Source organism: Kribbella sp. NBC_01505, from assembly GCF_045040285.1.
Taxonomy (GTDB): Bacteria; Actinomycetota; Actinomycetes; order Propionibacteriales; family Kribbellaceae; genus Kribbella.
Genome location: NZ_CP109425.1, coordinates 6,337,913 through 6,361,938, shown reverse-complemented (window position 1 = coordinate 6,361,938; position 24,026 = coordinate 6,337,913). Strand labels below are relative to the sequence as shown.

Here is a 24,026-nt window from a genome sequence, read left to right as displayed (position 1 = left end):
CGTGCCCAAGCTGGTTCTGAAGTCCAACGTCAGCGAGGGAATCCTTGACTTGGATTCCCTGCTGAGGGAAGACGACCCTCTGTATCAGAACCTCCCCATGGAGATGCACGGCGTGCAGGCCCTGGCTGGTGTGACCGGTTTGGGCCTGCCCAGCCTCGCTACGCAATGGCTGGAGGGCGCAGGTGATGGTGCACGGTTCCGCGGACGGCGCGTGCTCCCCAGGGATATCGACTTGCCGCTCTATTTCGACGGCAAGGACCGCGACGGCCTGAAGGCGCTGATGTCGCGGCTCGCAACAATCCTTGCAGGGCAATGCGAACTTCGCATTGTCGAGGACGATGACACCTACTGGTATGTGACTGTGCATCGCGTAGGCGGTGGCAGCTTCGTCTACGGAGCAGACACGATCGGTGAACGAGATCTCCTGACCGTCATCACGTTGCGAGCTGGCGATCCGTTCTGGATCTCGAATCGTATGAGCTCGCCAGTGATCAAGGCGTCCGGTGCAGGGCGAGGACTGCTCAACGGCAGTCTGACTGCATTGAAGGTCAAGTCCTCACAGGCGTTCGGAAGCGTTCTTCTCACGAACAACGGTGATGCGCCGGCCTATCCGCTCTGGGAGATCACCGGTCCTGGCAACAGCTTCAAGTCGGTGTCGCCGTCCGGCGAGATCTTGCAGTGGAACGGCACGCTTTCCAGCACCGAGAAGCTCTACATCGACTCGAAGACCTCGCGTGTCTATGACGCAACTGGGGCCAACCGGTTCGCCGAGCTGGCTCCTGCCCCTCGGATGTGGATGGTTCCCCCGGGCATCTCCAATGCGCAAGTCACATTGCAAGGCGCATCCGCCATCGAGGGCCAGTCGATGGTCAGGATCACCTGGCAGGACCGCAAGTGGATGGTGATCTGAGTGCTACTCGACGACATCACCGTCCTCGTGCGGGACAAGAACTACGTCATCCAGGGAATGATCGCTTCGCCGGATCTCGACATCGAGGCGAACGTTGCCCACAACAACGTCGGCTCCTGGAAGGTCTGGCTTGCGGCCGACCACCCGATGGCAACCCTGCTCCGGACGCCGGGCGCCGGCCTCGTGGTGCAAGGCCCGAGCGATGTCATCTTCTCCGGTCCCACCGTGAAGCCCGAACTGGCCATCACGCCCGAAGATCCAGGCGGCACGATCACGATCGAGGGCGTCACTGACGAGGTCGTCCTGGCGGACGCGCTCGCGTTCCCCGACCCCGCCCACAGCGTCAACGCCGGTCAGGCCTTCGCCAACGACTACCGCACCGGCAAGCGAGAGACGCTCATGCACGCCTACGTCAATGCCAACATTGGCCCGGCCGCAATCGTCAGTCGCCGGAAGGCGGGACTCACGATGGGTCCGAACCTGGCACGCGGCGCGACGGTGACCAAGGGACCGCGCTTCCAGGGCCTGGGCGAACTGCTGGCCGAGCTCGCCATCGAACCAGGCCAGCGACTCGGCTTCAAGGTCGTCCAACGTGGCGCCGGCATCCGGTTCGAGACCTATCAGGTCACCGACAAGACGAAGCTGATCCGGCTCGATGCGCGTAACCGGACCTTGTCAGGGCAGCGCGTCGCCATCTCGCCTCCGGGTCTTACTGCGGCCATCGTCGCCGGTCAGGGCGAGGGCGTGAAGCGCCAGCTCAGGGAATACACCAACGCCACAGCGACTGCTGCCGAGGCCGAGTGGGGCCGGCGGATCGAGCGGTTCATCGACCAGCGCAACACCGATGACTGGACCGAGCTCGACCAGGCCGGCAACGAGCCCCTCGATGACGAGGGCTTCACATCGTTGGCCGTGCAGGCAGTACCCGCCGAAGACAGCTTCATGACCTTTGGCGCTGATTGGTACCTCGGCGACAAGATCAGCGTCGTTGTCGAGAACCAGGAGCTCGTCGCCGACGTGACCGGCTTCGTGCTCAAGGCCAACAAGGAAGGCTTCAAGGTCGGCGTCGTCATCGGCGACCCTCAGGGCTTCTCAACCGCCGCAGCGCTCAACGCACGAGTGGGCAACACCGAGAACCGGATCTCCAGCATCGAGCGAAACATGGAGAAGCCGCAAAAGGCGCCCTACACCTACCGATCCGGCGTGCAGCTCGCGGCATCGAATACAAACCTGATTCCGACAGCGAACTCCTGGCAACCCGTCCGGTTCACCACCGACCGCGGCCACTCGACCGATGCCAGCGGACAAACGCTCATCCCGCACACGTCAGGTGTCGGCGACGGCAGGTTCTACCTGAACCGGCCAGGACGCTACCAGGTAGCTGTCAGCTTCCCCTTCAACCTGGGCAACACCACTGGCAAGCGATGGATGCGCGTCTCGTCGAGCATCAAAGGCGAGCTTCTCTTCGACTCCGTGAACCCCGGCTCAAGCCACTCAGCGCTGCATGTCACCGGATCGCTCGTCTCCGAGCCCGGCGAATCCATCTGGGTCGACCTCCTGCAGACCTCTGGCGCAGCCCTCGGGCCAGCAGGAACCACCCAGGCACTCAACGGGTCCATCTCGATCGACTACCTCGGTCCCGCCTGATCCGCCACCTATGAACTGATTGGAGGCCCATCAGTGGCTACCAGCTCATACCCCTTCGACAACCAGGACTCGACCGAGGACCAGTACACCCGGCTGTTCCGGGAACTCCAAGACAGCGGCGTCGCCGACAGCAGCGGAGGCACCGGCCTCCGCGTCGACGCCAGCGGCGGCATGACGGTCTCGATCCTGTCCGGCTTTGCCGTCGTCCGCGGCCACGGCTTCTACTCGACCGCAACCGAGTCGCTGACGTTGCCCGCAGCAACCAGCAGCACCGTCAACTACCTCATCGTGCTGCGGCTCGATCCCACAGCCAACTCCATCACTATCCAGTTCGTGGCCGGAGCGCCAGGCGGCACCGTGCCGCTACCCACCCAGACCGACACCGGGATCTTTGAGCTCCCGCTCGCCAGCGTCGAGGTGCCTCCAGGCACGGTCAACATCGACCCAGTCAAGGTCAAGAGCCTCCGGTACTTCCTGGGCAGCGCACCGAGCTCCTGGTCGACAGCGAACAGACCAGCCGTCCCGCGGATCTCACGCCTCGGCTACAACACCGACACCTCACAGTGGGAGTACTGGAGCGGGTCGGCCTGGGTCGTGCTGGTCACCGCCGACACCTACGCACGCCTGGCCGCCGTAGAGTCCCCGCCGTCCATTCGGCGTACCAATGCAAAGAACAACGACAACGGCACGTACGCGATCCCGAATCAGACGAGCGTCACCCTGGACTGGACGCTCAGTGATGGGGGCGCTGGCATCACGTATGACCCGGCAACCGGCCGGTTCACGCCAAGCGTGCCCGGGACGTATCGCTACGACATCCAGATCACGTTCAACGGCGACGACAACAGCGTCGGCCGGCGGATGCTGAATCTGATCCGCAACTCAGCTCTGGTCGACAGCGACGTTCGTCCGGCGACAGTGGGCAACTACACCACGCTGCGCGCTAACGGCGAGGTCCCCCTGGCCGCCGGTCAGTACCTCTTCACGCAGGTCTACATCTATGCCGGTGGCGTCGTCGGCATGATCTCCGGACCGGCCTATCAGAAGTTTTCGCTGCGGAGGGTTGGCCCGTGAGTCAGATCCACACCGCTATGCAGCTCATCGCCCCTGCCCTGGGCGGCTCACTGGTCACCGGCATTGCCACCTATGTCGTTCAGCGTAAGAAGGCGCCGGCCGAGATCGACTCGATCATCGTCAACGGCGCCGAAACCGCGGTCGTCGCACTGAAGGCAGTGCTCGAAGCCGAGAGCGCACGAGCCGACCGCGCAGAGGCCGAGCGAGATCGCGCCCTGGAGCGCGAAGCCAAGATGGAGGTTCGCCTCGACGCGATGCAGACGATGCTCGACGAGGCCCGCGGCGAGCTCCATGCATGGCGCCAGGAACGTAACCCCACCAGCTAATCATCCAGATCGAAAGCCCCGATGCGAACGCCTCGCATCGGGGCTTTGGTCTGCCGCAAACAAGTCGTTGGGAGAAAGACCAACTTGGCCAACTACCTCCTGTTCGAAGGCTTCCGTATGGACGCTCGAACCCGAGACATGCTCGTCGAAGCGCGCCGGATCTGCGAGGCGCCACTAGTCATCACGCAGGGCGGCTACAACAAGGGCGGCGTCGAGGCGTCCGCCGGCACCCACGACGGCGGTGGGGCGCTCGACATCCGCATCACGAACCTGACGAAGGCGCAGATCGCCGAGGCCGTCCGCCGTCTTCGACAGGTCGGCTTTGCCGCCTGGCACCGCACGCCAGCCCAGGGCAACTGGGTCGGCCACATTCACTGCATTGCGGTCGGCTGCAAGAGCCTGTCCGCTGGCGCCAGGGCACAAGCCGTCGCCTACAAGAACGGCAAGAACGGCCTGAAGAACAACCGCAAGGACGACGGCGACCAGCTCTACGTGCACAACACCTGGGAGAGCTACCGGGCTTCACTCAAGCCAGGCAAGCCGCTGGGCGCACGCGTCAGCCTGAAGCTCATCGACTACGCCGCAAAGGGCGGCTACTACCACAGCGGCCAGAAGGTCGCGCTCGAAGTAGCCAGTGTCGTCGTGCGCTGGCTCGGCCGGATCAAGGTCGCCTCCGCCCGCGACATTCGCGTCTGGGAGCAGCTCGTTCGCGCGGCCCAGGCTTCCGACCGCAAGGCCGACTGGAAGAAGGCCGGCGCCCAGTACACCGGCATCGTCAGGCGATTCCAGGTGCGCTACGGCCTGACACCGGACGGCGTCGTCGGTCCGGCGACCAAGGCCAAGTTCTCTCAGCTCCTGTCCCACCACGGATTCCGGGTGGTCGCATGACGACCGCCCGCCACCGCAAGCCCACCACCGCCTCTGGAGGAAATGTGAACCTGCTCGACAAGATCCGCAATCTCAACTCCGCCTCGACCAAGCGCTCCGTTCGCACCGCGATCGACGTTGCGCTCGGCTTCCTGGCCACCATCGCCGTCATCGTGCCGCTCCTGTCCGACCTCGGCGTCCCCGTCGAGAGCGAGACCAAGATCGCCGGCATCGTGGTTGCCGCCACCCTGGTGATCTCGAAGGTCAAGAACAAGCTGGAGGAGCTCGGCTTCCTGCCCGCCTTCATGAAGGACACCGAGCAGCACTGACATGACAAAGCCCCCGCCGTCGAGCGGGGGCATTTCGTCGTTGAGGGCTAGCTAGCCCTTGTTCTTCATCGCCTCGATCTCCTCGATCGTCGCGGACCTGGCTCCACCACGGCGGGCAGCCGTCTTCCGCGCGGCAACCTTCTTGGCTGCTCGCTTGCGAGCGGGAGGCCTCTCTGTGCCGTCTGTGATCTGCTCGGGTTTCGCCTTGGCGATCACGTCGCGAATGGGTTTCGCGTCTGCGGTGCACAGGATCATGACCGTCGTTCCGTCCTGGTTCGTGACGGTCACTTCCTCCACCTCCTTGCCGAGCTCCCGGCAAATATCACACACCTCAACCTCGATCGTCGCCACTGTGCCTCATTCTCCCAGGTGTGCTAGTGATGCATGTCACTGTAACACCTTGACAATCAAAACTATGTGATGGCACACTGTCACACTCTGGATAGGTGGGCACGCATCCCGCATGTCGGGGACAGGCGCAGAAAGGGGGCCACATGCCGGCTTCAAAGATTCAGAACAAGCAAGAAGTCATTGACTGGTTCGAGGAGGGGCGGACATACGAGTGGATGGCCGCAACCTACCGCTCCAAGTACGGCATCGAGACGGGGCCGTCAATGTGGGCCAACTTCAGAAGCCGCAACAATCTCGTCCGGCGGACCGTCAGGGATGACGAACTGATCCCATGGGAAGTCAAGGAGGAGCATCGCTGGGCCAACCCGCTAGCAATGCTGCGAGCGGCTGCGCGCCAGCGAGCGGGAATCAAGCTCACTAAGAGTGACGAGAAGCGTCTAGCAGGGTGGCTGCGGGAGCGCGAGAAGGCGAAAGAAGTCGTCCACTACGACCCCGACACCGACGAGGGCTTCTGGTACGTCCCGCGGCGGCCAGGCATCGACCTTGACCTCATTCGTGAGCCAGAGAAGAAGACAACGAAGCGTCGCAACGCGGACCCCGCGGACGAATAGTCAAGCTTTCTGCACGTTGCTGCAAGCAACTTCTCGCCAAACATCACGGAACGATAACAACTGACGAGTAACGTAAAATCTTACCCATAGTGAAAACCGGACGAGTGTTATGTTTTTGACTCGTCAGGGGAATCGCACATCCGTTCGAGCCCTCAGGCGTCCGCCTGGGGGCTTTTCCATGTCCAACGGAGGGACCGTTTGACACACCATCACACCAAGAGGTAGAAACTCCCTCACGCAATGCCACACCATCACACCGGGAGGTTCTACAACAGCATGTCGGAGGCAACCACCTACCATCTCTTCCCTGAGCAGACTGGCCGGCGACACCTACGGCTGGTCGCTTCCTCGGTTCAGCCGAAGCTCTGGAACCTGCTCCCTGTCGACATCTCATCCGGCGGCGTCACGCTGCACCTGGACACCGAGAACGAGGAGCTCTATCTCGACGCGGCGCCCGATTTCAGCCAGAACGCCCTAGTCATCTTGCTGAGGGCCTTGCCGTCTTACGGGTTTGAGCCAATCCCCGAGGGCGAGTGCCCGAGCGAACTGCTCGATGACGGCACGGTCCGCATCTGGTTGGCCGAGGTGGTCGAGTGACGATCACCATCGAATCGCCCCAGACGCCGACGATCTTCGCTCAGCCCAGTACCGCGGGAAGGATTCAGCAGCGCACCGCCGGTGGCGATAACGAGGTGCCGCGTGACGACAAGGAACGCCCGCGGATCCGGATCGAGTGCCCGAAGTGCGTGGGGTCCGGCCGACTCCCATCCCAGAAGCGACCGGGCAACACCGTCCAGTGCCCTACCTGCAAGGGCAAGGGCGAAGCTGAACGCAGTTTCACCCGCACGACCACCTACATCGACGTCCTGGAGGACAAGTCCAACCTTCAGGCCTGGGGTGAACGCAAGGTGCTCATCGGAGCCGCGCTTGACCCGCGGTTCCTGGATGGCGTACTCGACCGCAACGACGAGGAGAACGAAGGCCGCGACTGGCTGAACGCTCGCGCGAAGGCCGCCAAGACAAAGGCTGGCTCAGAGGTCAAGGCAGAGCGCGGAACGTACCTGCACAGCCTGTCCGAACTGAAGGACCAAGGGCAGTTCCTTCCCGATGACGTGTCGTTCGAAGACGTACTCGACATGGACGCGTACACGCGGACCTACCGCAACTTCAAGCACGTCCACATGGAGAAGTTGGTGGTCGTCGACGAACTGAAGGTCGCCGGCACGCCGGACCGTGTGAGCAGGTGGGATAGCCGCGCCTACTGCTTCGAGCCGTACTGCGAGTTCTGCGACGGGCTACGCGAGCCGACTCACTATGTGCCACTGATCACCCCTGACGGTCAGGAGATCAGTGAGGACGACCTGCTGATCACCGACCTGAAGACCGGGCGGGTCGACTACGGCCAACTCAAGATTGCCATGCAGCTCGCGATCTACTCGCGCGGAAAGTTCTACAGCCACAAGCCCGAACTGCTGGCGGACTGCCGCCAAGACATGGGCAACGTCCGCCAGGACTGGGGCATCATCATCAACCTGCCGGCGGGCAGTGGTGAGGCCGAGCTCTACTGGGCTGACCTCACGATGGGGTGGGAGGCCGTCCAGGTGGCCACGAAGATCCGCGACCTTCGCAACCGCGGAAAGAAGGCCCTCATCCCGATGGCGAAGACCGCTCTCGCAACGGAGCTTGCTCTCGCGGTAGCGGTGTGATAATGTGTGATTTAACAGCGAGGGCCTGCCCCCCTCGCTCAAGCAGCCCGGGTGAACCGGGCTTTATTTGAAACCGAGTGTGATAGTGTGTGACTGTCGCTTCGGTGCGAGGAGAGGAGCGGCTACCGGATGGAAACCTGCGACATGGATGGCCGGTTGAGCGTCACGTTCAAGACCGGCGAGAAGTTCAAGGAGTCGCTGATCAACTTCAGCGGCGCGCGTGAGTTCGTTCGCTCCGAGATGATCGCCTACTTCGGTCTCAAGCCGAGTGAGTGCGACGGGCGAACCGACTACGAGATCCGGCTGATGTGCGATCGCGTCGCCCAGGCGGTCGAGATCGTCAGTAACAAGCTTGGCGCGGTCATCGCGACCAAGGGCGAGGTGCAGGCCGGTGATGCAGCCCTGGCCAAGCAGAACGAGACTGAGGCAGCAGGCGCCGACCCCTGGGCCGGCGTTGGTGAGGCTACTGCCGAGCCGGCCAAGTCTGCTGAGCCTGAGGTCGACCCGAGGCGGGTCGTCCTCGACACCATCGAGTCCGTGACCTCGGTCAAGGATCTCCATCGCCTCTGGTCCGAGAACAAGGCGATGTTCGAGGCGAACCCCGACGTGATGGCCGCATACAAGGTCAGGGGCAAGGCCCTTCAGGTGGCGGCATGATCACGATGAGCCGGGCCGAGTACGACAACACGATCGATGCGGCGCGCGCCGAGGCCAATGACGAGGGCTACGACCAGGGCTACAGCGACGGCTACGAGCAGGCCGGCGGCGACGACTGGGACGACGGCTACGCGAGAGGCGTCGAGGACACGATGTCCAAGCACGGCATCCGGAGCCAGCAGTGACGAGCGCCATCGCGACTCTCGACGACCTCGTCCTCCAATCACTGCTGGAGGAGATGGCTACGCCGCGGCGCTGGGCTGCCGGTGTCATCCGGAAGTCTGCGCCGGTGGTCCGCTGCGAGGACTACTCCTGGCTGCCCGTCGACCAGTGCGCTCACTGCCTCGGCCACGAGCTGCCTGACGACGTTCCGGTGCAGAGCTCGTGAGCCAGCGCGTCGAGGACGCCCTGGCCTGGGCACTCGCGGCGATGATCCTGGCTGCCGTCATCGGAGGGCTCATCTGGGCCAGCGCACACATCCCCTGCCACTGGTACCAGTTCTCGGCAGCAAGTGACGTACCAGCCCGCTGCCTAACCAACTTCAAGCACTGACGAGAAAGGACCCCACCCGTGAAGCAGATCCTGAAGGCCATCGTCCCAATCCGCAAGCCTGAACCCGAGCCGACGCTCGGAGAGCGGTACGGCGCCGCGCTGGCGCTGCAATCTGCCGCAACAGCGGTGTTTCAGGGCGTAGTGAACGACCTGACTCAAGCCGAAACCGAGCTCAGCGAGATTGCGCGTGACGCTGGCGCGGAGCAGGCGCTGGCAGCCGCGGAGTACGAGGCGAACCGGCAGGCACTGGTCGACGCACACGAGAAGGCGCTCGACGACCTGGAAGCGCATCACGTCAACGAGCTCAGCGGCCTGTCCGCCATCGCCGACATGGCCTACGGCGACGCGTACACGGCCTACGAACGAGCCGAGGAGATTCAGCGACTCATCGCCTGAACGTACGTCCGCCGATACCTGAGTGACAGTGAGCCACTCGACCCACTCGCAGTACCCCCATATCCCTTTACAGACAGGAGAACACCGTAGTGTCTTGTACCTTCGCGACCCAGAAGAACTCCGGCGGCGCCTTCTTCAAGCCGGGCGACCACAGCGCCGACCTGGCCCTCATGATCGAGCCCAAGAACGTGCTTGAGAACCAGCGCAACGAGTACCAGGGCGACGTGACCTTCCGGGACGTGGTCGTCGCGGACATCACCGTGTTCCGCAACTCCCAGAACATCGAGACCCAGTCGCCGTTCGAGGTGATCCGCGACGGCAAGATCGACAAGACCGCATTGGTCAGCGAGGCGCGCGAGCACGTCGGCACCGGAGTTCCAATGCTGGTCACGGTCGGCAAGAAGCCCGGCAAGAACTACTACGTCTTCAACTTCGACGTGCCCGCCGATCGTGTCACTGCCGTGGCCGGCTACTACACGAATCGCGAAGCCGCTCTGGCCGAGGCAACGGCCAACGCCCCGAGCTTCGACTAATCGGACCGTCTGAGTGCTGACCCCTTCGAGGTCGCTCTCCCTCAACTCCGAATCCGGGCGCGAACTACCTCGCGTGGACGCCTTCTCGGCGATCTATGCCAAGGGAGTTCGCCCCCGGTACGGGGAAGTCATCATGATCGTTGGACGATCCGGGACACAGAAGTCGGGCTTCGCCCTGTTCTGGATCGCGTCGATGAACCTGCCGACGCTGTACTTCAGCGCCGACATGTCTGCATTCACTGCGTCGTCTCGCCTTGCCTCGATGGCTACTGGCCAGACAACCGAGCAGGTCGAGCAAGGGATGGTCACCAATCCGGGGTTCTTCACGGATGCCCTGAAGGACTCGAACATCACCTTCTCGTTCGGTGCCCCGATCACCTGGCAGCAGGTGGACGAGGAGCTGGAGGCTCATGTTGAGCTACATAACAGCTATCCGCAGGTGATTGCCTTTGACAACGTCATGGACTTTGAGGGTGCCGAAAGCGACTACACAGAACAAATGGCAGTGATGTCGAACGCTACCGAGCTGGCCCGAGCTACTGGCGCGACGGTCATCCTGATGCACCACGCGTCCGACAAGTCATGGGATGCCAAGGCCGATCCTTGGAACCCTCCATCGAGAGACCAGGTCAAGGGTGGCCTGTCCGAGAAGCCCGAGCTGAGCCTCTCGGTCGCGCTCGACCCAAACACGCTGGAGTACAAGGTCGCTTGCATCAAGCAACGAATGGGTCCATCGGACGCGACCGCACGCAACTTCGCTGTGCTCAGGTGCGAGCCAGACAAGACCCGCTTCCACGCGTTCAACCGCATGGTCGCCTGACAGAGGAGGTGAGGCAGTGATTGCAGGACTGGACCTGTCCCTGACAGGAACAGGGATCGCGACCTACGGCGGGGGCGAGATCAGAACGCATCTCATCAAGACCGTGGGGAAGAAGACTGACACCGTCTACGAAACGGCAGCACGGATCGACAGCATCGAGCACGACATCCTCCAGCGCATCGGCTCCGACTGCGAGCTCGCGGTGATCGAGGCGCCATCCTTCGGCTCGAAGGGCGGCTCTGGGCACGAGCGTGCCGGCCTGTGGTGGAAGGTCACGACCACCCTGATCCGCCACGGGGTACGTATCGCGAAGGTCGCCCCGACCACGCTCAAGGCCTACGTGGCGAACAACGGCAAAGCCGACAAGGACGAGGTACTCGCCGCGGTCATCCGGAAGTACCCAAAGGCCGACGTGACGAACAACAACGTCGCCGATGCCGTGGGCCTGATGGCAATGGGGTGCCGGTACTACGACATTCCGCTCGATGTCGAGAACTCCAAGACGGCATCGAGCATGAAGGCTGTGGCCTGGTCATGAGACTCACACTGCTCACGCCCGACGAGGCTGCGCAGATCGACGCACTGAACGACATCGCACGAGAGGGCGACGACCCGGCCCAGATCTTCGCGGTCGAGCGGGCATTCCTCGGTGGAACGCTGGAGGAGCTGGGTCTCCTGTGAGCGATGGGAGGCCGGATCTTGCAGACCTTCTGGAGCACTACGACGTACCGGTCAACCGGGGCCGGTCCTCCCAGATGGTCAAGTGCCCGCTGCACGAGGACCGCACGGCGAGCTGCTCGATCAACACCGAACGCGGGCTGTGGAACTGCCACAGCTGCGGAAGCGGAGGCGATTCGTACGCCCTGATCATGAAGAAGGAGGGACTCACCTTTGCCGGAGCGCGAGACTTTGCGGCCTCTGTCGGACTCGCAAATGGAGCTGCTGGAGGAGGCGACCGCAAGCTATCAGGCAGCCGTTACGCCAGCCGTCGCCCAATACCTGCACGCAAGGGGAATCGGGCAGGCGGAAGCAGTTACCAACCGTCTTGGCGTCGTTAGGAATCCGTTCCCCGGACACGGGATGTTCGAGAACTTCCTCTCGATCCCGTACCTCGACAAGGCAGGCCGGCCGCTCACGATCCGGTTCCGCTGCTTGCAGCAGCACAACTGCCGAGACTACGGCCACGGCAAGTACATGACGATCCCCGGCGACACCCCCCGGATGTACGGCATCGCCTCGATCTTCGAGGCGGGCGACGAGATCCACACGACCGAGGGAGAACTCGACCGGATCATTCTGACGAAGCTCGGTCTGCCCGCAGTCGGCTTACCCGGCGCGAGCATGTGGGCCAACCGCCACCGACGAATGCTCGCCGGATTCAGCAGGGTCTATCACTGGGGCGATCCCGACGATGCCGGCGCCGAGCTCACAGCAAAGATCACCCGGGCATTGCGCTCGGCCAAACCCGTCCGCCTGAAGGCGGACGTGACTGACACCTACATGGCAGGCGGCGCGGACGCGATCTTCGCCGCCCTGGGACGAGAGGCGGTAGCAACGTGACCTACACCGAAGACATCCAGGACCGGATCGCCAAGATCAGCGACGAGATCGGCGAGGCATGGATGGACCACCGTCTGACCGAAGGGAAGGGCTTCGTCGACCTAGGCACTGATGAGGAGCTCAAGGCCAGGCGCGCCGAACTGCTCGACAGCATCGCCTTCGACATCAACGCGATGGAAGGAATCGACGAGGAGCTCGCGCTGCGAGCCGACCAGGCGAAGGCCAGGCGAGACAAGATCACCAGCGATAACGCGCGGCGGACGGCGCTGTACTCCATCCCGCCCCTGACCGGACCGGCCTACGACTACTGGCTCGGCTGGGACGGAAGCTTGACGGGCAACTCGCTCGCCAAGCGCTACATCAGCTCGGTCTTCCGGTGAACGACCTTCCCGGCTCGCCGGGACCGAAGCTCCAGAAGGCGTGGACCGAGATTCCGCCCGCCTGCAAGGAGCCGTTCAACGCTCACCTCCTCGGCGGCACTAGTGCCGACTGGCTGAGCCGGTGGCTCGGTCAGGCCGGTCTGTCTGTATCCGCATCCACCATTCGCACGTACCGGCGAACACTTCAGAAGGGAGTGTGAACGTTTGGCCTCCACGCTCCTTCAAGAGCTGCTGAACAAGCCCGTAGGCCCCCAGCTCGCAGCCACCAAGACCAACGACGAGTACTTCACCCGGCAAATCGAGATCTCCGGTGATACCGCCAGCGTGACCGTGCGGGCCGAGCCTGGCCAGGGCGACGAAACGACCGCCCGTGCCCTCCTTCGAGCTCAGGGAGAGGACCCGGACGAGTGGGAGGCTACCGGTTTCAAGACTGGTGAATGGACAACTCCCAATGGCGCCACTGGCGAGTCGAGTCGATACACCTTCAGGCGGGTCGCATCGCCCGGACGTTTGCGCGTCCCGGTCGACGAGCTCCTGGCGGGGGTACAGGACCATCGGCCGACGTTCGACCGTCCTGACGGCGACCACGGCTTCCTGGTCGTACTCGGTGACATGCAGTTCGGAAAGATCGACGGCGACGGCCCCGAAGGCGCCCTCGCACGGACGATCGCCTGCCTCGACCGAGCCGCAGACCGGCTGCTCGCCTACCACGCGCTATTCGACATCGGCCACGTGCACATCGCCTGGATGGGCGACCACATCGAAGGCTTCGTCTCCCAAAGCGGCTCGAACGTATGGCGGACCCAGCTCACGCTCAATGAGCAGATCCGCCTCACCCGGCGGGTGATGCTTCATGCACTGAAACTGTTCTCGCCGCTGGCGGTGAAGGTCACGATGGCCGCGGTCCCGGGCAACCATGGCGAGGCGGTTCGGTTCAGCGGCAAAGGGATCACACGGTACGACGATTCGCACGACACCGAGTCGCTCATCGCGGTCGCCGACGCTGCAAGCCTCAATCCCGAGGCGTTCGGTCACGTGCGGTTCTACGTACCAGACACCGACGAGCTCACAGTCCTTGCCGAGGTCGCCGGCACCCGCGTTGCGCACGCCCACGGGCACGCCTGGCGTCCTGGCAAGCACTTCGAGTGGTGGCGTGGACAGGCCTTCGACAAGCAGTCGGCCATGCATGGAGCTGACCTGCTCCTGGCGGGCCACCTTCACCACGAGTTCGTCGACACGGACGGTGCACGGACCTTCATCCAGCCACCGGCTATGGAGTCGGAGTCGACCTGGTGGAGGCATGCCAAGGGCACCATCGGCGCGCCCGGTCTGGTCATCGCCATCACGAAGAACGGCATCACCGACCTCAAGGAAGTAGTACGTGCGGCCTGAGGCCGTACGGATGTTTCGGTGCGCGGCGTGCGGCAAGTGGTCGCACGCCCGGCGCAAACCCACAACCCACCAGCGATGGGTCTACCAAGGCGAACCCGAGTACCGCGACGAGCTCAACGAGAACCCCGGCTACGACGGCGACCACGGCGGCGCCCCGAATGCGCACTCTGTTGCCTGCGGTCCATTCGCGGCGTACATCGCAACACCCGAGGGAGAGGAGACGAACTAGTGGACGACGAACTGAACGTGGACTGGGAGGTACTCAGCGTCGACGGCGTAACTGACGTGATTACCCAGGCGGCCCGATCCATCAGCAAGAACGAGCGGTACCGGCACGCCGTCGAGATCGAGGATCTGGAGCAAGACGCTCACATCCTCGCGGCCACCAAAACCGACCTTCAGGAGGTGGCCTACGAAGGATCGATGGGCCTGTTGCACCACCGCCTCACCTACGACCTGAAGAACCAGTACGCGACCCGAGCCAAACACCAAGACAACTTGGTGTCGTATGACGAACTCCTTGAACGGAGGAGCGCGTGAAGTGCGTCGTTGTCGCGGCAAGCTTCTCCGGCGACGCTCGCGACCACCTCCGACGACTCGGTGCCAAGCCACAACGGACAATCATCGCCACACCAACCAACGCTCACGCGCTGGAAGGACTCCGGGGCGACGCGATCGAGACCTTCTGGGACATTCGCCGGCCAGGTGCCTATCTCGGTCACCTCGACGACTGCATCGCACGGATGGTCGCGCACTATCCCGAGATGGACTACCGGGTGGCGTCCTGGTGAGTTGCTACGACCGAGAGCTCATCGAGCGCCTGCTGTTCACCGTCTGGGACCCCGAGGCTATGTACGGCGTTCCGGCTCCGCAAGCTCCTCCGCAGGACATGCCCCGCGGTACGGCGAACAAGAAGGAAGCCAACACCCTCTATGCCCACCTAGCCGACATGAACACCGGCTGGCAGAAGACGGATCTCCGGCGCGAAGAACGCCAAGCAATCTTCCTGAAGTACGGCATGGACCTGTCCATGACCGACGCCGCCACGGTCCTCGACCGTCCACGCAAGACCGTGGAGTACCACTGCTACACCGGCGTCGGAAAGATCGTTGCCAAGCTCAACGGAGACGTGTTCGCAGAGCCCGAGGCATGAACGAGCGAGCCCGAACGGCCCGACCTCTATCATGGCAGCATGGATATTCCGTTCCAGGTCCAGAAGGCTCGAAGCGGCTTCGGCTATGAAGTCATCATGAGCGTGCCGGTGGGCAGCGCAGTGAAGAAGCTTGCCCTGCCCCTCAAGAGCACAACCTGGGACGAGGCGCTCCAGGAGGGCGCGGCTGCGGTGAATGACGCCGCAGAGGCGATGGAGGCTCAGCGCAACCGCAGAAACTGAAACAGATACCCCCAAGGCATCTAGCCTTGGGGGTATTTTTCTTTGGGCCTACAGGTCGCCGGCCTGGTCAGTGCAGAGATTGTGGATCGCCGCAATGGCGATTGCCTCCTGCATCTTGATGCTGGCCTCCGGCTGACCTGCCTTCTTCATGTTGTCGGTCAGCGTCTTCACCGTGCCGGGCTTCTCACGGAACGCCTCACACGTCGCGTGGCCATTCTCGATCAAAGCATCCCGAGCGAGGGCCGCCTCGGGTACCTTGCCCATGACCTCAAGGACGAACGCCTGCTCGATCACGGTCTTGCTCGGTGTGGAAGATGACGAAGCCGCCGGCTTCGGAGCTGCTGACGTCGTCGGCGCCGGTGCGCTTGTGCTCGGTGAGGCCGCGGGCGTCTCGTCACCACCACAGGCCGCAAGGCCGCCAGCGAGAGCGATGACCGCGACGGCACACAGAACTGACTTCATTGAGATGAATCCCCCAGATAGATGAACGGGCCACCCCTGGCCCAGCCCGACATTCTGCCTCAATCGAGCGGCAGTTGCAGCTCGGTTCGCGTGGGACAGACCGCGGTCCTCATCACCTGCCGCCGGCCTCGTGATAGCGAGCTACCGCCCGCTGTGCGGCTGTGACCTCGGGCGGGTCTACGACCCGTACCAACCCTCGCGCGAACCAGTCTTCCCGAGACTCGGTCTTGCGCGGATCAGGAACGTAGCTGACGCGAGCTACCCAAAGATTCGCGTTCGTTTGACGCCATTCGTAGATCAGGCCAGGACACTCCGCCTTGTCTGGGTAAACCCGAACCATGCAGAGCCGCCGCCGCTGGTCCGGCGGTGGCGGCGGTGGCTCATACGGAGCGCGCCTGTTCCCCATGAAGTCATATTAGAACAGATGTTCGAGTGAAGTGTCGGGTGAGGTGCCCTCAGCCGGCAACTGCGCCGACGCGCTTAGCAAGCTTCCCAAGCTCGCCGTCGGCGACTTGACGCTTCGCTTTTCGGACAAGAAACCCTACCAACTCCTTGATGATGGCGCGGGTACGAACCTGCTGCGGTGAGCACAGCTCAGCGCGAAGCAGCGTAGCGATGGCCGCGGAGTACTGCCCCGTTGCCGCCTGGGCCCGAGCCAGCTCCATGAAGTACCGCGACTGCCTATCGTTGGTGTCAATCGACTCAGGGTTGAGCGTCTTTGACAGCTCGATGACCTCGCGAGCGTTGTGCATCTCGTTGGCGATAGACATCTGCCAGATGATGACGTTTTCCCGACCGAAGCTCAGCTCATAGGCCGAGCCGTCGCCTGCTCGCCGGACCGTCTCGATGGCCTCGCGAATGTGCGCTCCGGGGTCCTTCTTCAGCGCAGCGGAGGTGAGCGCAGCCTGGAGATGGAGCATGCCGTACAGCTCAAGGTCGGCCGGCGTGGTCAGCTCAGATTGCAATCGGTCGGCGCCGCCAGCCGAGTAGTTCAGCGATGCCGTCATCGCACCCGGCGTACCCAGCATGACCTGACTCCGCGCGAACTCAGCCGCAGCCAGACCACCTGGGTCTCCGACCGCCTGCGCTGATTCGGATGCCGCCCTGGCCGCGTTCCAAGCCAGCGAGGTGTACCCCAGCCCCTTCGTCGCCAGCGCCGTGACGAATGCGGCCTTGGTCAGCTCCTCGTGAGCCCGCCTCTGCGTGACCTCGTCGCCCTCCATCGTGTGCCGATAGAGGTCATTGATCAGGTTGGGCAGCATGCCGCCGAGCGTGGAGTAGTCGTTGCCCATCCGGATCTTGAGCGCCCTCTGGGCGTCGATAGCCAACCGCTCGATGGGAGCCGGGTCACCTGGCTTGTCGAGGTAGCCCTGGCTCATGAGCGCGGCCTCGATGCGAGGGACCGCAGCATGGAAGGCGATGACGTTCGGGTTGACCTTGTCCTGGGCATGCCCGGTGAGGTCCCCAACCTCGACCTGAAGCGCCTGCGCCAGGCCGTAGAGCACCCCTCGATCAGTGACTGGCCGCAGACCGCGCTCATATTGCGCGATCGCACCCTGCGTCTTGTTGACCATCTGGCCAAGTTGCTTCTGCGTCAGGCCGCGCAGCGCGCGGTACGCCTTCACCTGCTGCCCGATGTACCGGTCGTCGACGATGTCGCTCATACCTCCACGGTACCCGGGTTCGATCTAGTCCGTGAGGGCTGCATTACGGCTGGTAATACTTCGCCCCCCACAGACGGTTAATCGTCGTTACGGTCTGTGTCATGGCGCTGAATAGGGACGACGAACTTCGGGCCAGCAACGAGCTGACCGAGGACGAGATTGCTGAGCTGGCGGGCCGGTGCCCCATGCCTCAGCGGAAGTTGTTCGAGGGCTGGCTTCGGGGTGAGCGCCAGCTCGACGGCGACCTGATCGACACGGGAGACAGCGGTGCAGGAGACGACCACCAAGGGGGGATCTGAATGGCGAGTGCGGCTTTGGTTCAACGGGTACGCCATCGCGGACTCAACCGTAGATCGGGACCTCGCGCTCAGGCTGGTGCTGCATTACTGGCTCCGCTTCGCCAAGTTGCGCGTGACCGTGGTGCCGACCGTCCCGCCCGAGCAGTGATCGAGCAAAAGTGGTGGCGTGTGAAGGTCATGCGCGCTGGCCGGACAGTTGATTGGCGGGACGCGCCCACTGATCACGCCAACGCGTACGCCGTCGTCCTCAGGTTGCTCTATCCCTATGACCAGATCCGCGCAGTGGAGATCTCGCGGCACGAGGCGGCCTACCCACGTGATCGACCGTACGACCCCCGGGACTGACGTAGCCCATGAACCGGCGGGACCGGTGCCGCCCCTCACTTCCTCATGGCGCGGATCGGCGCTAGGTACCGGTCCCGTCACAAGACGGAGCCCTCGATTTAACCCCCGTGATCGAGGGCTCCTCAAGACCAGCGGTGGGTGACCGTGCGTGAGGCGAGTCGGTCGCCCGCCGCTGTTCCAACTATCGGCAAGGAGTACCTGTGACCACGCTTGAGATCGAGACCGGGACGTGCCGCCCGGCGGCCTTCCGCCGGGGCGAGCTGTACCGCTATCGCGATCCGTCAGGGGTCAGCGGGGTTGGGGTCGTGGCGCAGGTCGTGATGTTCAGCAACGGATGGGTCGCCGTGGCGTGGCTGGGCGATAACCCATGCGTCACGTTGTGGCCGTCGCTGGAATCGCTGCTCATGGTCCACGGACACGGAGGCGCGACGGAGGTGCGGTGGCTTGACGATGCCCCGGAAGAGTCGACCGCCGAAACCTCGCAATGCCACCAGTTGCCGACGCAGTACCGGACTTCCGCCACCGGCCAGACCGGCGGCGGATCACGGGTGCCCTGACCAGGGCGCCTGGTGAAGACGACGACGCAACAGCGTCAGAAACGAGAAGAGGAACCCACATGACCATGACCATTGACTTGGACACCGAGCGAGTCCCGATGGGACCGGCGCACGGCACCGGGGCGAGTGAGGTAAGCAAGGCATTCGGGATCTTGGCTGCCCGCTGGCAGCCGGACTTCCGCAACGACCGGGACGCGGTGACCCTCGACCCGGACACCCAGATCGGGTACGTCGGTGAGCGGCCGGTCAAGAACCTGATCACGGCAGCCACGACCTGCTCATCTGAGAGCGACGGCAAGACCGCGATCAGCCTCGACTGGTATACGGACGACAAGTGAGGCCGCGCAGCGGTCCGAGCCCTCGCGTTCTGGTGCTAACCGAAGTCTGTGACCCGACGGCGGACTTCGTTCTGGAGCATCTGAATCAGCGAGGCGTCGGGTTCTGGCGTCTGGATCCCGGCGATTTCCCGGACTCCATTGACCTGTCGGCCATCTTCGACCGGTCCTGGTTCGGGGAGGTGCTCGGGCCGCTGCGCTTTGTCGAGCTGGCCGACGTACGGGCGATCTACTACCGCCGGCCGTCCGGCTTCAAGGTCCCGAACGGGATGCCTGAAGCCGAAGCCAAGTTCGTTCGGTCCCAGGCCCGGCACGCACTGTTCGGCGTCCTGGCCGGGCTGCCCGATGTGACCTGGCTGAACAACCCGGGCCGGATGGCAGACGCTCGGGTGAAGCCCTACCAACTGGCGGTTGCCGCGCGGGTGGGGCTCACAGTTCCCAGAACGCTGGTCACGAATCGGCCCGACGATGTGGTGTCCTTCGGCAAAAGGGTCGGACGCATCGTGACGAAGTCTCTGTCCACGATCGTCTACGAGGACGCCGACGAAGGTAGGGGGCTGCTGTACACATCCGAAGTCCCCGAGGCCGACTGGGGACACCCGGGCATCGCAGTTACGGCTCACCTGTTCCAAGAAGTCGTGGAGCGGGACTACGAGGTGCGCCTCACCTACGTCGACGGGCAATGCTTCGCGGCGGCGATCAAGCCGGACGACCCGAACGGCGCGGTGGACATCCGGGCACACAGCCGCGCCGTCACCTACCGGGAGACGCGCGTGCCTTCCGAGGTGCAGAAGGCGGTAGGCGAGATGATGAAACGGCTCGGGTTGCTGTTCGGAGCGTTCGACTTCATCGTCAGGCCGGACGGGAGCTGGGTGTTCATCGAGGTCAACCCCAACGGCCAATGGGCCTGGATCGAGCAAGAAACCGGCCTGCCGATCAGTGCAGCGCTGGCAGACATTCTGGAGAAAGGTGCGATTGGGTGAGCGGGGATCTGTGGGAATCGACAGCGGCGAAGTTGCGCAGTCAGATGGTCGACGAGATGGTGTCGGACGGTGCGGTCACCGACCAGCCTTGGCGAGCAGCCTTCAACGCCGTACCCCGTCACGTCTTCGTTCCGGTCTTCTACCGCCAAGGCCCCGACGCTCAGCCGGCCGTTGACGAGACCTCACCCAACGAGTGGCTGGAAGGTGTCTACAGCAACCAACTGCTGGTCGTCTCGCCTGACGCGAAGTCGTCGAGCACAGTCCCGAGCCTGATGGCAACGATGCTCGAAGCACTGGACCCGGCAGACGGAAACCGAGCATTGGAAATCGGTACAGGAACCGGCTACAACGCCGCCTTGCTCTGCCACCGGCTCGGAGACACCAACGTTGTGAGCGTCGACATTGCCGCCGACCTCGTCAACGCCGCCAGGGAACGACTCGCCTCGCTCGGCTACCAACCGACCCTGGGGATCGGTGACGGCGGTAACGGCTGGGTCGGCGGCGCGCTGTACGACAGAATCATCGCGACCTGCGCACCGAACCGAATCCCACAAGCCTGGATCGAGCAGACGCGCGCCGGTGGGCGCATCGTGTCGCCGATAGCCACCGGCGTAGCCGTCGTTGACTTCGACGACAACCGTCACGGCACTGGGCACTTTCTGCCGGGCGCGGCCTTCTTCATGTCTCTGCGTCCTGATCCCCGACCCGCTGACCTTGGCAGCCAGATCGCCGACATCACCTCAGCCATCGCCACTGCTCGGCCCACCGAGCTGGATGAGACAGTGTGGTTCGACGGCGGCTTCCGCTTCGTTCAGGCGCTCGAACTTCCCGGCCTTCGTTTCCTGACCAAGCTAAGTGACACGGCCACCGCGATCTTCACGCACCCAGACGGATCTTGGGCCAGGATCGAGAAAGGAAGCGTCGCCCAGGCGGGACCACAGCGGATCTGGGACACCGTCGAAGCCGCTCACCAGCGCTGGGACGACCTCGGCCGGCCGTCCCGGGACAGGTTCCGCCTCGACATCGACGGCGACCTGCAAACCGTTAGCCTTGCGGGCACCGACCTCACCTGGCACCTTCCGGCGGTGCCGTGAGCATGGTCCGGTTCCTGTCCGCGGGCTATGGCCTCGGCCATGGTGGCGGCAAAACTTCGCGGACCACCAGGTGGTTGCTGATTCGAGGCTTAATGGACTTCGTGAACGAGCGCAGACAGCCTGTCTGGCTTGAACTTCTTGGTCCGAGCGAGACCGACGAGCCGTTCTCCTCGGCTGCTCTTCATATCGCTCTTGGAGCGGACTACAGCTCGCTCGTCTTCTACGAGGCAGGCGGCAAGGGGGATCGGTACGACTCAGCCGGGAACATCGTGTTGCCCGAGAACGAGGTGTTTGACGACTTCGGCGAAGCCATCTCGATCATGCCTGGCAGCGCGATAGACACGGCGTCGGCCCAGCACGCGGCCAGTGAGTTCCTGGAGACCGGGGCTCGGCCGACATCCGTTGCCTGGAGGAGGTTTGACCTGCCCAGCGAAGGCTGGCTGGAGAGGTAACCCGGAACATCGCCCAGTGAGGGGAACCAAATGTCAGACGTTCAGCAGCTCAAAGAACAGTTGTTCCAGGTCTCGATGGAGGCCAAGCAGGCGGCGGGTGGTCTGGCCGGATTCAAGCTGCGATTCACCCAGAACAGCCAGCAGGTCCAGAGCCTGATCGCCGGTACGGCGACCGGGGTCGACCGGGACATCTCGGAGATTTTGGACGCGGCGGGCAAGGCCGTGGAGCAGGCTGCGGAGGCGTTGGAGATCGCTTCTGCTGGGTGCAAGAGCTACGCCGACCAGATCTGATGCCCTCGGACCTTCAGAAGGCTGCACGCGGCCTTGTGGACTGTATGAACGAGGTGCCGGAGATCGCGGCCCGCCTTCAGCGCACGGCTGCTCGGTGCCGAGAGAATGCGGATATCGCGCTCCAGGTGTCGGGCGGCGGAGCGTCTATGGCTGCCCAGCAGCTCTATGCCGCTGCGCAGAGGTGCGAGGAGGCAGCTCATTATCTGTCCATGGCTCCGCCGAAGGCCAAGGGCTGGGCCGAGCGTCTGATCGGAGCGCAGCTCGGCGGGACCAGCCAACCCGACTCAGGATCAGCGAGCCGGAATCCGCTGACGACCGGTGGTCCAGGAGCGGGTGATCGGAGTGCCGGCCGTGGCGCGCCGGACAGATCGGGACCAGGTGGCCGGAGCGGCGGACGGCCTACCGGTGTCACGGGAGGCAGCCAGCCTGACGGTGAAATGAGCCGGGGCTTCGGTGGCGATGGGCCGAAGGTAGAGCTGAAGGGCGCTCGTCCAGCGCGTCGCGCTGACTGGTCCGAGGTCGACTTGAAGTTGTTTAAGAAGCTACCTGTACGAACGAAGGAGACCGACCCAACGGACGGCATCCTGATCGGCAACGGGGAGCCTGAGGAAATCACGAGCGGGCGCGGCGGACCGGGAGCGACTGGGCCAGGACTGACCGGGAACTATCGCCGAGCGATCACGGCCTTGCACCATGTAGAAGGACATGCAGCGGCGATCTTGCGTCGAGCTGGAGCATCTAAGGATGTGACGCTGTACGTTAACAACCGGCCGTGCCCCCGCAGACTGGGCTGCTACGCCATCTTGGAGGATCTGCTTCCTGTGGGTACCAAACTGACGGTCTACTGGCCCGAGAGCGACGGGCTCAAGAGCGACGTGTTCCGTGGCAATGGAAAGGGAGTGGCATGACCGCGCTTGAGGCGAGCTACGACTTCGAGTTGGTCCACGTAACGTCGGCGGACGATCTGGTAGCACTGCTCGACAAGGTTTCGGCGTTGAAGTATCCGACCTGGCTTGAACTCTCGTCGCCAGACGACGCCATACTCAGCATCGGCCTGGGAGCGGAGTTCAGCACACTGCGGTTCTACGAGGATGGCCTATCCGGCGAGATCTACCACTCGTCTCCGACGCTTGCGGAGCCTCATGTAGCCACGTTCCAGATGGGGGAGCAGCCGACGCACATGGATGACGGGAGCGCGATCGGCGTCGAGGAGGCCAGAGCAGCAGCCATCGAGTTCCAGCGGACTGGACGCCGCCCAGAGGTGGTCGCGTGGACGGTGGTCCCGCTGCCGGAGGAGCCGGCGTCGTAGCAGGCGATCATGCAGGGACTGGGTCCGCGTAATACGCTGACAGCCGTCATGAGCTGGCCTGTGGATAACTCCAGATGCGCTCGCAAGTCTTCTGTCATCCTGGAAGTCGTGGGCAGGGGCGCGGCCAGCAGATCACGTCGCACCCGTCATGTGTTCCAGAGTTCGACGAGCGAGCTTCGGGGTGCATTGCCAGGCCACCCCTGCCCGCCTCAGATGTGACCGGAAGTCTGACCGGTAGTCGCATGATTCATGACGACTTGAGCAGATCTCTGATGAAGTCGATGCCGCAGTAATCAGGACGAAACACCAGGTCAGATGGCATTTGCTGATCCAAGCTGATCTCCGGTGATGACCCGAACTGCGACTCCGTTGGTCGCAGGTTCGAGTCCTGCCTGGCGCACAAACCCCCTCCCTGACCTGCGGTTATGTGATTTCAGGGGTACGCGCTCCGGTGCGAGGTCAGTACGATCGGCTGATGAGTAGCGACCGCAGCGGGGACCGGGGACGCTTGTATCTGGTGCTGAGCCTTGTCGGCAGCGTGCTGGGCGTGGTGTCACTGGCTCTTGCGGTCGCAGACCCCAGCTGGCTCAGCTGGGGGCGCGTCGGCGTTTTTGCTTGTGTGACCGCCAGTTTGTTCATGGCGTATCGGCACGGCGCACGCCGTAGAAACCCCCGAACCCGCGTCTGACCTGCGGTGATGTCCCCAGCCTGCGCCGTCCGAAGGAACGCCT

41 protein-coding genes are annotated in these 24,026 nt (G+C 63.6%); 38 read left to right on the top strand and 3 right to left on the bottom strand.

Features of this window, described 5'->3' with window-relative positions; translation table 11 throughout:
• Window position 1 precedes the first annotated feature (1 nt).
• The 6 genes from OG474_RS30045 to OG474_RS30020 all read left to right on the top strand — a co-directional run bounded on the left by OG474_RS30045 (window position 2) and on the right by OG474_RS30020 (window position 5,153).
• Complete coding sequence (locus OG474_RS30045; protein WP_405056961.1) at window positions 2–910, top strand: hypothetical protein; 909 nt, start codon at window positions 2–4, stop codon at window positions 908–910.
• Entirely contained in the window at window positions 911–2,557 is a 1,647-nt protein-coding gene (locus tag OG474_RS30040; protein ID WP_405056960.1) for a siphovirus ReqiPepy6 Gp37-like family protein, read from the top strand. It begins immediately after the preceding gene.
• A gap of 33 nt (window positions 2,558–2,590) precedes the next feature.
• Window positions 2,591–3,631 carry a hypothetical protein gene (locus OG474_RS30035; RefSeq protein ID WP_405056959.1) on the top strand — a complete coding sequence of 347 codons (1,041 nt, stop codon included), beginning with the start codon at window positions 2,591–2,593 and terminating at the stop codon, window positions 3,629–3,631.
• On the top strand, window positions 3,628–3,957 hold the full coding sequence (locus OG474_RS30030) for a hypothetical protein (protein WP_405056958.1): 330 nt from the start codon (window positions 3,628–3,630) through the stop codon (window positions 3,955–3,957). The genes OG474_RS30035 and OG474_RS30030 overlap by 4 nt, the downstream gene beginning before the upstream one ends.
• Before the next feature lie 117 nt (window positions 3,958–4,074).
• Window positions 4,075–4,845: a peptidoglycan-binding protein gene (locus tag OG474_RS30025; protein WP_405056957.1), complete on the top strand. Its 771-nt coding sequence runs from the start codon at window positions 4,075–4,077 to the stop codon at window positions 4,843–4,845.
• Window positions 4,842–5,153: a hypothetical protein gene (locus tag OG474_RS30020; protein WP_405056956.1), complete on the top strand. Its 312-nt coding sequence runs from the start codon at window positions 4,842–4,844 to the stop codon at window positions 5,151–5,153. Before OG474_RS30025 ends, OG474_RS30020 begins: the two co-directional genes overlap by 4 nt.
• A gap of 51 nt (window positions 5,154–5,204) precedes the next feature.
• Here OG474_RS30020 and OG474_RS30015 read toward each other — a convergent pair whose 3' ends face one another.
• A complete protein-coding gene (locus OG474_RS30015) occupies window positions 5,205–5,504 on the bottom strand; it encodes a hypothetical protein (protein ID WP_405056955.1) in 300 nt (99 codons plus the stop codon).
• Between the two features lie 143 nt (window positions 5,505–5,647).
• Here OG474_RS30015 and OG474_RS30010 point away from each other — a divergent pair, with 143 nt between their 5' ends.
• The 21 genes from OG474_RS30010 (at window position 5,648) to OG474_RS29910 (ending at window position 15,504) form a co-directional block, all read left to right on the top strand.
• Window positions 5,648–6,115, top strand: coding sequence for a hypothetical protein (locus OG474_RS30010; RefSeq protein ID WP_405056954.1), 468 nt, complete (start codon window positions 5,648–5,650; stop codon window positions 6,113–6,115).
• A 276-nt stretch (window positions 6,116–6,391) separates the two neighbouring features.
• Complete coding sequence (locus tag OG474_RS30005) at window positions 6,392–6,712, top strand: hypothetical protein (RefSeq protein WP_405056953.1); 321 nt, start codon at window positions 6,392–6,394, stop codon at window positions 6,710–6,712.
• The gene (locus tag OG474_RS30000) at window positions 6,709–7,821 is read left to right on the top strand and encodes a hypothetical protein (protein WP_405056952.1); all 1,113 of its coding nucleotides are present in this window, start codon (window positions 6,709–6,711) and stop codon (window positions 7,819–7,821) included. Before OG474_RS30005 ends, OG474_RS30000 begins: the two co-directional genes overlap by 4 nt.
• 129 nt (window positions 7,822–7,950) lie before the next feature.
• Window positions 7,951–8,478, top strand: coding sequence for a hypothetical protein (locus OG474_RS29995; RefSeq protein WP_405056951.1), 528 nt, complete (start codon window positions 7,951–7,953; stop codon window positions 8,476–8,478).
• Window positions 8,475–8,663, top strand: coding sequence for a hypothetical protein (locus tag OG474_RS29990; protein ID WP_405056950.1), 189 nt, complete (start codon window positions 8,475–8,477; stop codon window positions 8,661–8,663). Before OG474_RS29995 ends, OG474_RS29990 begins: the two co-directional genes overlap by 4 nt.
• Window positions 8,660–8,866, top strand: a complete 207-nt coding sequence (locus OG474_RS29985) for a hypothetical protein (protein WP_405056949.1) — start codon at window positions 8,660–8,662, stop codon at window positions 8,864–8,866. The genes OG474_RS29990 and OG474_RS29985 overlap by 4 nt, the downstream gene beginning before the upstream one ends.
• Window positions 8,863–9,030, top strand: a complete 168-nt coding sequence (locus OG474_RS29980) for a hypothetical protein (protein WP_405056948.1) — start codon at window positions 8,863–8,865, stop codon at window positions 9,028–9,030. Before OG474_RS29985 ends, OG474_RS29980 begins: the two co-directional genes overlap by 4 nt.
• A gap of 18 nt (window positions 9,031–9,048) precedes the next feature.
• The gene (locus tag OG474_RS29975) at window positions 9,049–9,426 is read left to right on the top strand and encodes a hypothetical protein (protein WP_405056947.1); all 378 of its coding nucleotides are present in this window, start codon (window positions 9,049–9,051) and stop codon (window positions 9,424–9,426) included.
• A gap of 89 nt (window positions 9,427–9,515) precedes the next feature.
• The gene (locus OG474_RS29970) at window positions 9,516–9,959 is read left to right on the top strand and encodes a hypothetical protein (protein WP_405056946.1); all 444 of its coding nucleotides are present in this window, start codon (window positions 9,516–9,518) and stop codon (window positions 9,957–9,959) included.
• A gap of 73 nt (window positions 9,960–10,032) precedes the next feature.
• Window positions 10,033–10,779 (top strand): AAA family ATPase, encoded by a 747-nt coding sequence (locus tag OG474_RS29965; RefSeq protein WP_405056945.1) that lies wholly within the window; start codon window positions 10,033–10,035, stop codon window positions 10,777–10,779.
• A gap of 16 nt (window positions 10,780–10,795) precedes the next feature.
• Entirely contained in the window at window positions 10,796–11,317 is a 522-nt protein-coding gene (locus tag OG474_RS29960; protein WP_405056944.1) for a hypothetical protein, read from the top strand.
• Complete coding sequence (locus OG474_RS29955) at window positions 11,314–11,460, top strand: hypothetical protein (protein WP_405056943.1); 147 nt, start codon at window positions 11,314–11,316, stop codon at window positions 11,458–11,460. Before OG474_RS29960 ends, OG474_RS29955 begins: the two co-directional genes overlap by 4 nt.
• Window positions 11,457–11,837 carry a CHC2 zinc finger domain-containing protein gene (locus OG474_RS29950; protein WP_405056942.1) on the top strand — a complete coding sequence of 127 codons (381 nt, stop codon included), beginning with the start codon at window positions 11,457–11,459 and terminating at the stop codon, window positions 11,835–11,837. The genes OG474_RS29955 and OG474_RS29950 overlap by 4 nt, the downstream gene beginning before the upstream one ends.
• A 22-nt stretch (window positions 11,838–11,859) precedes the next feature.
• A complete protein-coding gene (locus tag OG474_RS29945; protein WP_405056941.1) occupies window positions 11,860–12,339 on the top strand; it encodes a toprim domain-containing protein in 480 nt (159 codons plus the stop codon).
• Window positions 12,336–12,719 (top strand): hypothetical protein, encoded by a 384-nt coding sequence (locus OG474_RS29940; RefSeq protein WP_405056940.1) that lies wholly within the window; start codon window positions 12,336–12,338, stop codon window positions 12,717–12,719. The genes OG474_RS29945 and OG474_RS29940 overlap by 4 nt, the downstream gene beginning before the upstream one ends.
• Window positions 12,720–12,923: 204 nt before the next feature.
• Entirely contained in the window at window positions 12,924–14,111 is a 1,188-nt protein-coding gene (locus OG474_RS29935; protein WP_405056939.1) for a hypothetical protein, read from the top strand.
• A complete protein-coding gene (locus OG474_RS29930) occupies window positions 14,101–14,340 on the top strand; it encodes a hypothetical protein (protein ID WP_405056938.1) in 240 nt (79 codons plus the stop codon). The genes OG474_RS29935 and OG474_RS29930 overlap by 11 nt, the downstream gene beginning before the upstream one ends.
• Complete coding sequence (locus OG474_RS29925) at window positions 14,340–14,651, top strand: hypothetical protein (protein WP_405056937.1); 312 nt, start codon at window positions 14,340–14,342, stop codon at window positions 14,649–14,651. The genes OG474_RS29930 and OG474_RS29925 overlap by 1 nt, the downstream gene beginning before the upstream one ends.
• Window positions 14,648–14,902 (top strand): hypothetical protein, encoded by a 255-nt coding sequence (locus OG474_RS29920; protein WP_405056936.1) that lies wholly within the window; start codon window positions 14,648–14,650, stop codon window positions 14,900–14,902. The genes OG474_RS29925 and OG474_RS29920 overlap by 4 nt, the downstream gene beginning before the upstream one ends.
• Window positions 14,899–15,264 (top strand): hypothetical protein, encoded by a 366-nt coding sequence (locus OG474_RS29915; RefSeq protein ID WP_405056935.1) that lies wholly within the window; start codon window positions 14,899–14,901, stop codon window positions 15,262–15,264. Before OG474_RS29920 ends, OG474_RS29915 begins: the two co-directional genes overlap by 4 nt.
• 39 nt (window positions 15,265–15,303) lie before the next feature.
• Window positions 15,304–15,504, top strand: a complete 201-nt coding sequence (locus tag OG474_RS29910; protein WP_405056934.1) for a hypothetical protein — start codon at window positions 15,304–15,306, stop codon at window positions 15,502–15,504.
• 48 nt (window positions 15,505–15,552) lie between these two features.
• Here OG474_RS29910 and OG474_RS29905 read toward each other — a convergent pair whose 3' ends face one another.
• Window positions 15,553–15,966 carry a hypothetical protein gene (locus OG474_RS29905; RefSeq protein ID WP_405056933.1) on the bottom strand — a complete coding sequence of 138 codons (414 nt, stop codon included), beginning with the start codon at window positions 15,964–15,966 and terminating at the stop codon, window positions 15,553–15,555.
• Between the two features lie 455 nt (window positions 15,967–16,421).
• Complete coding sequence (locus tag OG474_RS29900) at window positions 16,422–17,630, bottom strand: helix-turn-helix domain-containing protein (RefSeq protein WP_405056932.1); 1,209 nt, start codon at window positions 17,628–17,630, stop codon at window positions 16,422–16,424.
• A 101-nt stretch (window positions 17,631–17,731) separates the two neighbouring features.
• Here OG474_RS29900 and OG474_RS29895 point away from each other — a divergent pair, with 101 nt between their 5' ends.
• The 11 genes from OG474_RS29895 to OG474_RS29845 all read left to right on the top strand — a co-directional run bounded on the left by OG474_RS29895 (window position 17,732) and on the right by OG474_RS29845 (window position 23,983).
• Window positions 17,732–17,929, top strand: a complete 198-nt coding sequence (locus tag OG474_RS29895; protein WP_405056931.1) for a hypothetical protein — start codon at window positions 17,732–17,734, stop codon at window positions 17,927–17,929.
• A 168-nt stretch (window positions 17,930–18,097) separates the two neighbouring features.
• Window positions 18,098–18,274, top strand: a complete 177-nt coding sequence (locus tag OG474_RS29890) for a hypothetical protein (RefSeq protein ID WP_405056930.1) — start codon at window positions 18,098–18,100, stop codon at window positions 18,272–18,274.
• 200 nt (window positions 18,275–18,474) lie between these two features.
• Window positions 18,475–18,831, top strand: a complete 357-nt coding sequence (locus OG474_RS29885; protein WP_405056929.1) for a hypothetical protein — start codon at window positions 18,475–18,477, stop codon at window positions 18,829–18,831.
• A gap of 65 nt (window positions 18,832–18,896) precedes the next feature.
• Window positions 18,897–19,169 (top strand): hypothetical protein, encoded by a 273-nt coding sequence (locus OG474_RS29880; RefSeq protein WP_405056928.1) that lies wholly within the window; start codon window positions 18,897–18,899, stop codon window positions 19,167–19,169.
• Between the two features lie 32 nt (window positions 19,170–19,201).
• The gene (tgmB, locus tag OG474_RS29875) at window positions 19,202–20,149 is read left to right on the top strand and encodes an ATP-grasp ribosomal peptide maturase (protein WP_405056927.1); all 948 of its coding nucleotides are present in this window, start codon (window positions 19,202–19,204) and stop codon (window positions 20,147–20,149) included.
• A complete protein-coding gene (locus tag OG474_RS29870) occupies window positions 20,146–21,243 on the top strand; it encodes a methyltransferase domain-containing protein (protein WP_405056926.1) in 1,098 nt (365 codons plus the stop codon). Before tgmB ends, OG474_RS29870 begins: the two co-directional genes overlap by 4 nt.
• A gap of 92 nt (window positions 21,244–21,335) precedes the next feature.
• A complete protein-coding gene (locus tag OG474_RS29865; RefSeq protein ID WP_405056925.1) occupies window positions 21,336–21,695 on the top strand; it encodes an Imm1 family immunity protein in 360 nt (119 codons plus the stop codon).
• 30 nt (window positions 21,696–21,725) lie between these two features.
• On the top strand, window positions 21,726–21,986 hold the full coding sequence (locus tag OG474_RS29860; protein WP_405056924.1) for a hypothetical protein: 261 nt from the start codon (window positions 21,726–21,728) through the stop codon (window positions 21,984–21,986).
• A complete protein-coding gene (locus OG474_RS29855; RefSeq protein WP_405056923.1) occupies window positions 21,986–22,894 on the top strand; it encodes a DddA-like double-stranded DNA deaminase toxin in 909 nt (302 codons plus the stop codon). Before OG474_RS29860 ends, OG474_RS29855 begins: the two co-directional genes overlap by 1 nt.
• Window positions 22,891–23,295 carry an Imm1 family immunity protein gene (locus tag OG474_RS29850; protein ID WP_405056922.1) on the top strand — a complete coding sequence of 135 codons (405 nt, stop codon included), beginning with the start codon at window positions 22,891–22,893 and terminating at the stop codon, window positions 23,293–23,295. Before OG474_RS29855 ends, OG474_RS29850 begins: the two co-directional genes overlap by 4 nt.
• A gap of 475 nt (window positions 23,296–23,770) precedes the next feature.
• The gene (locus OG474_RS29845) at window positions 23,771–23,983 is read left to right on the top strand and encodes a hypothetical protein (protein WP_405056921.1); all 213 of its coding nucleotides are present in this window, start codon (window positions 23,771–23,773) and stop codon (window positions 23,981–23,983) included.
• Window positions 23,984–24,026: the final 43 nt, after the last annotated feature.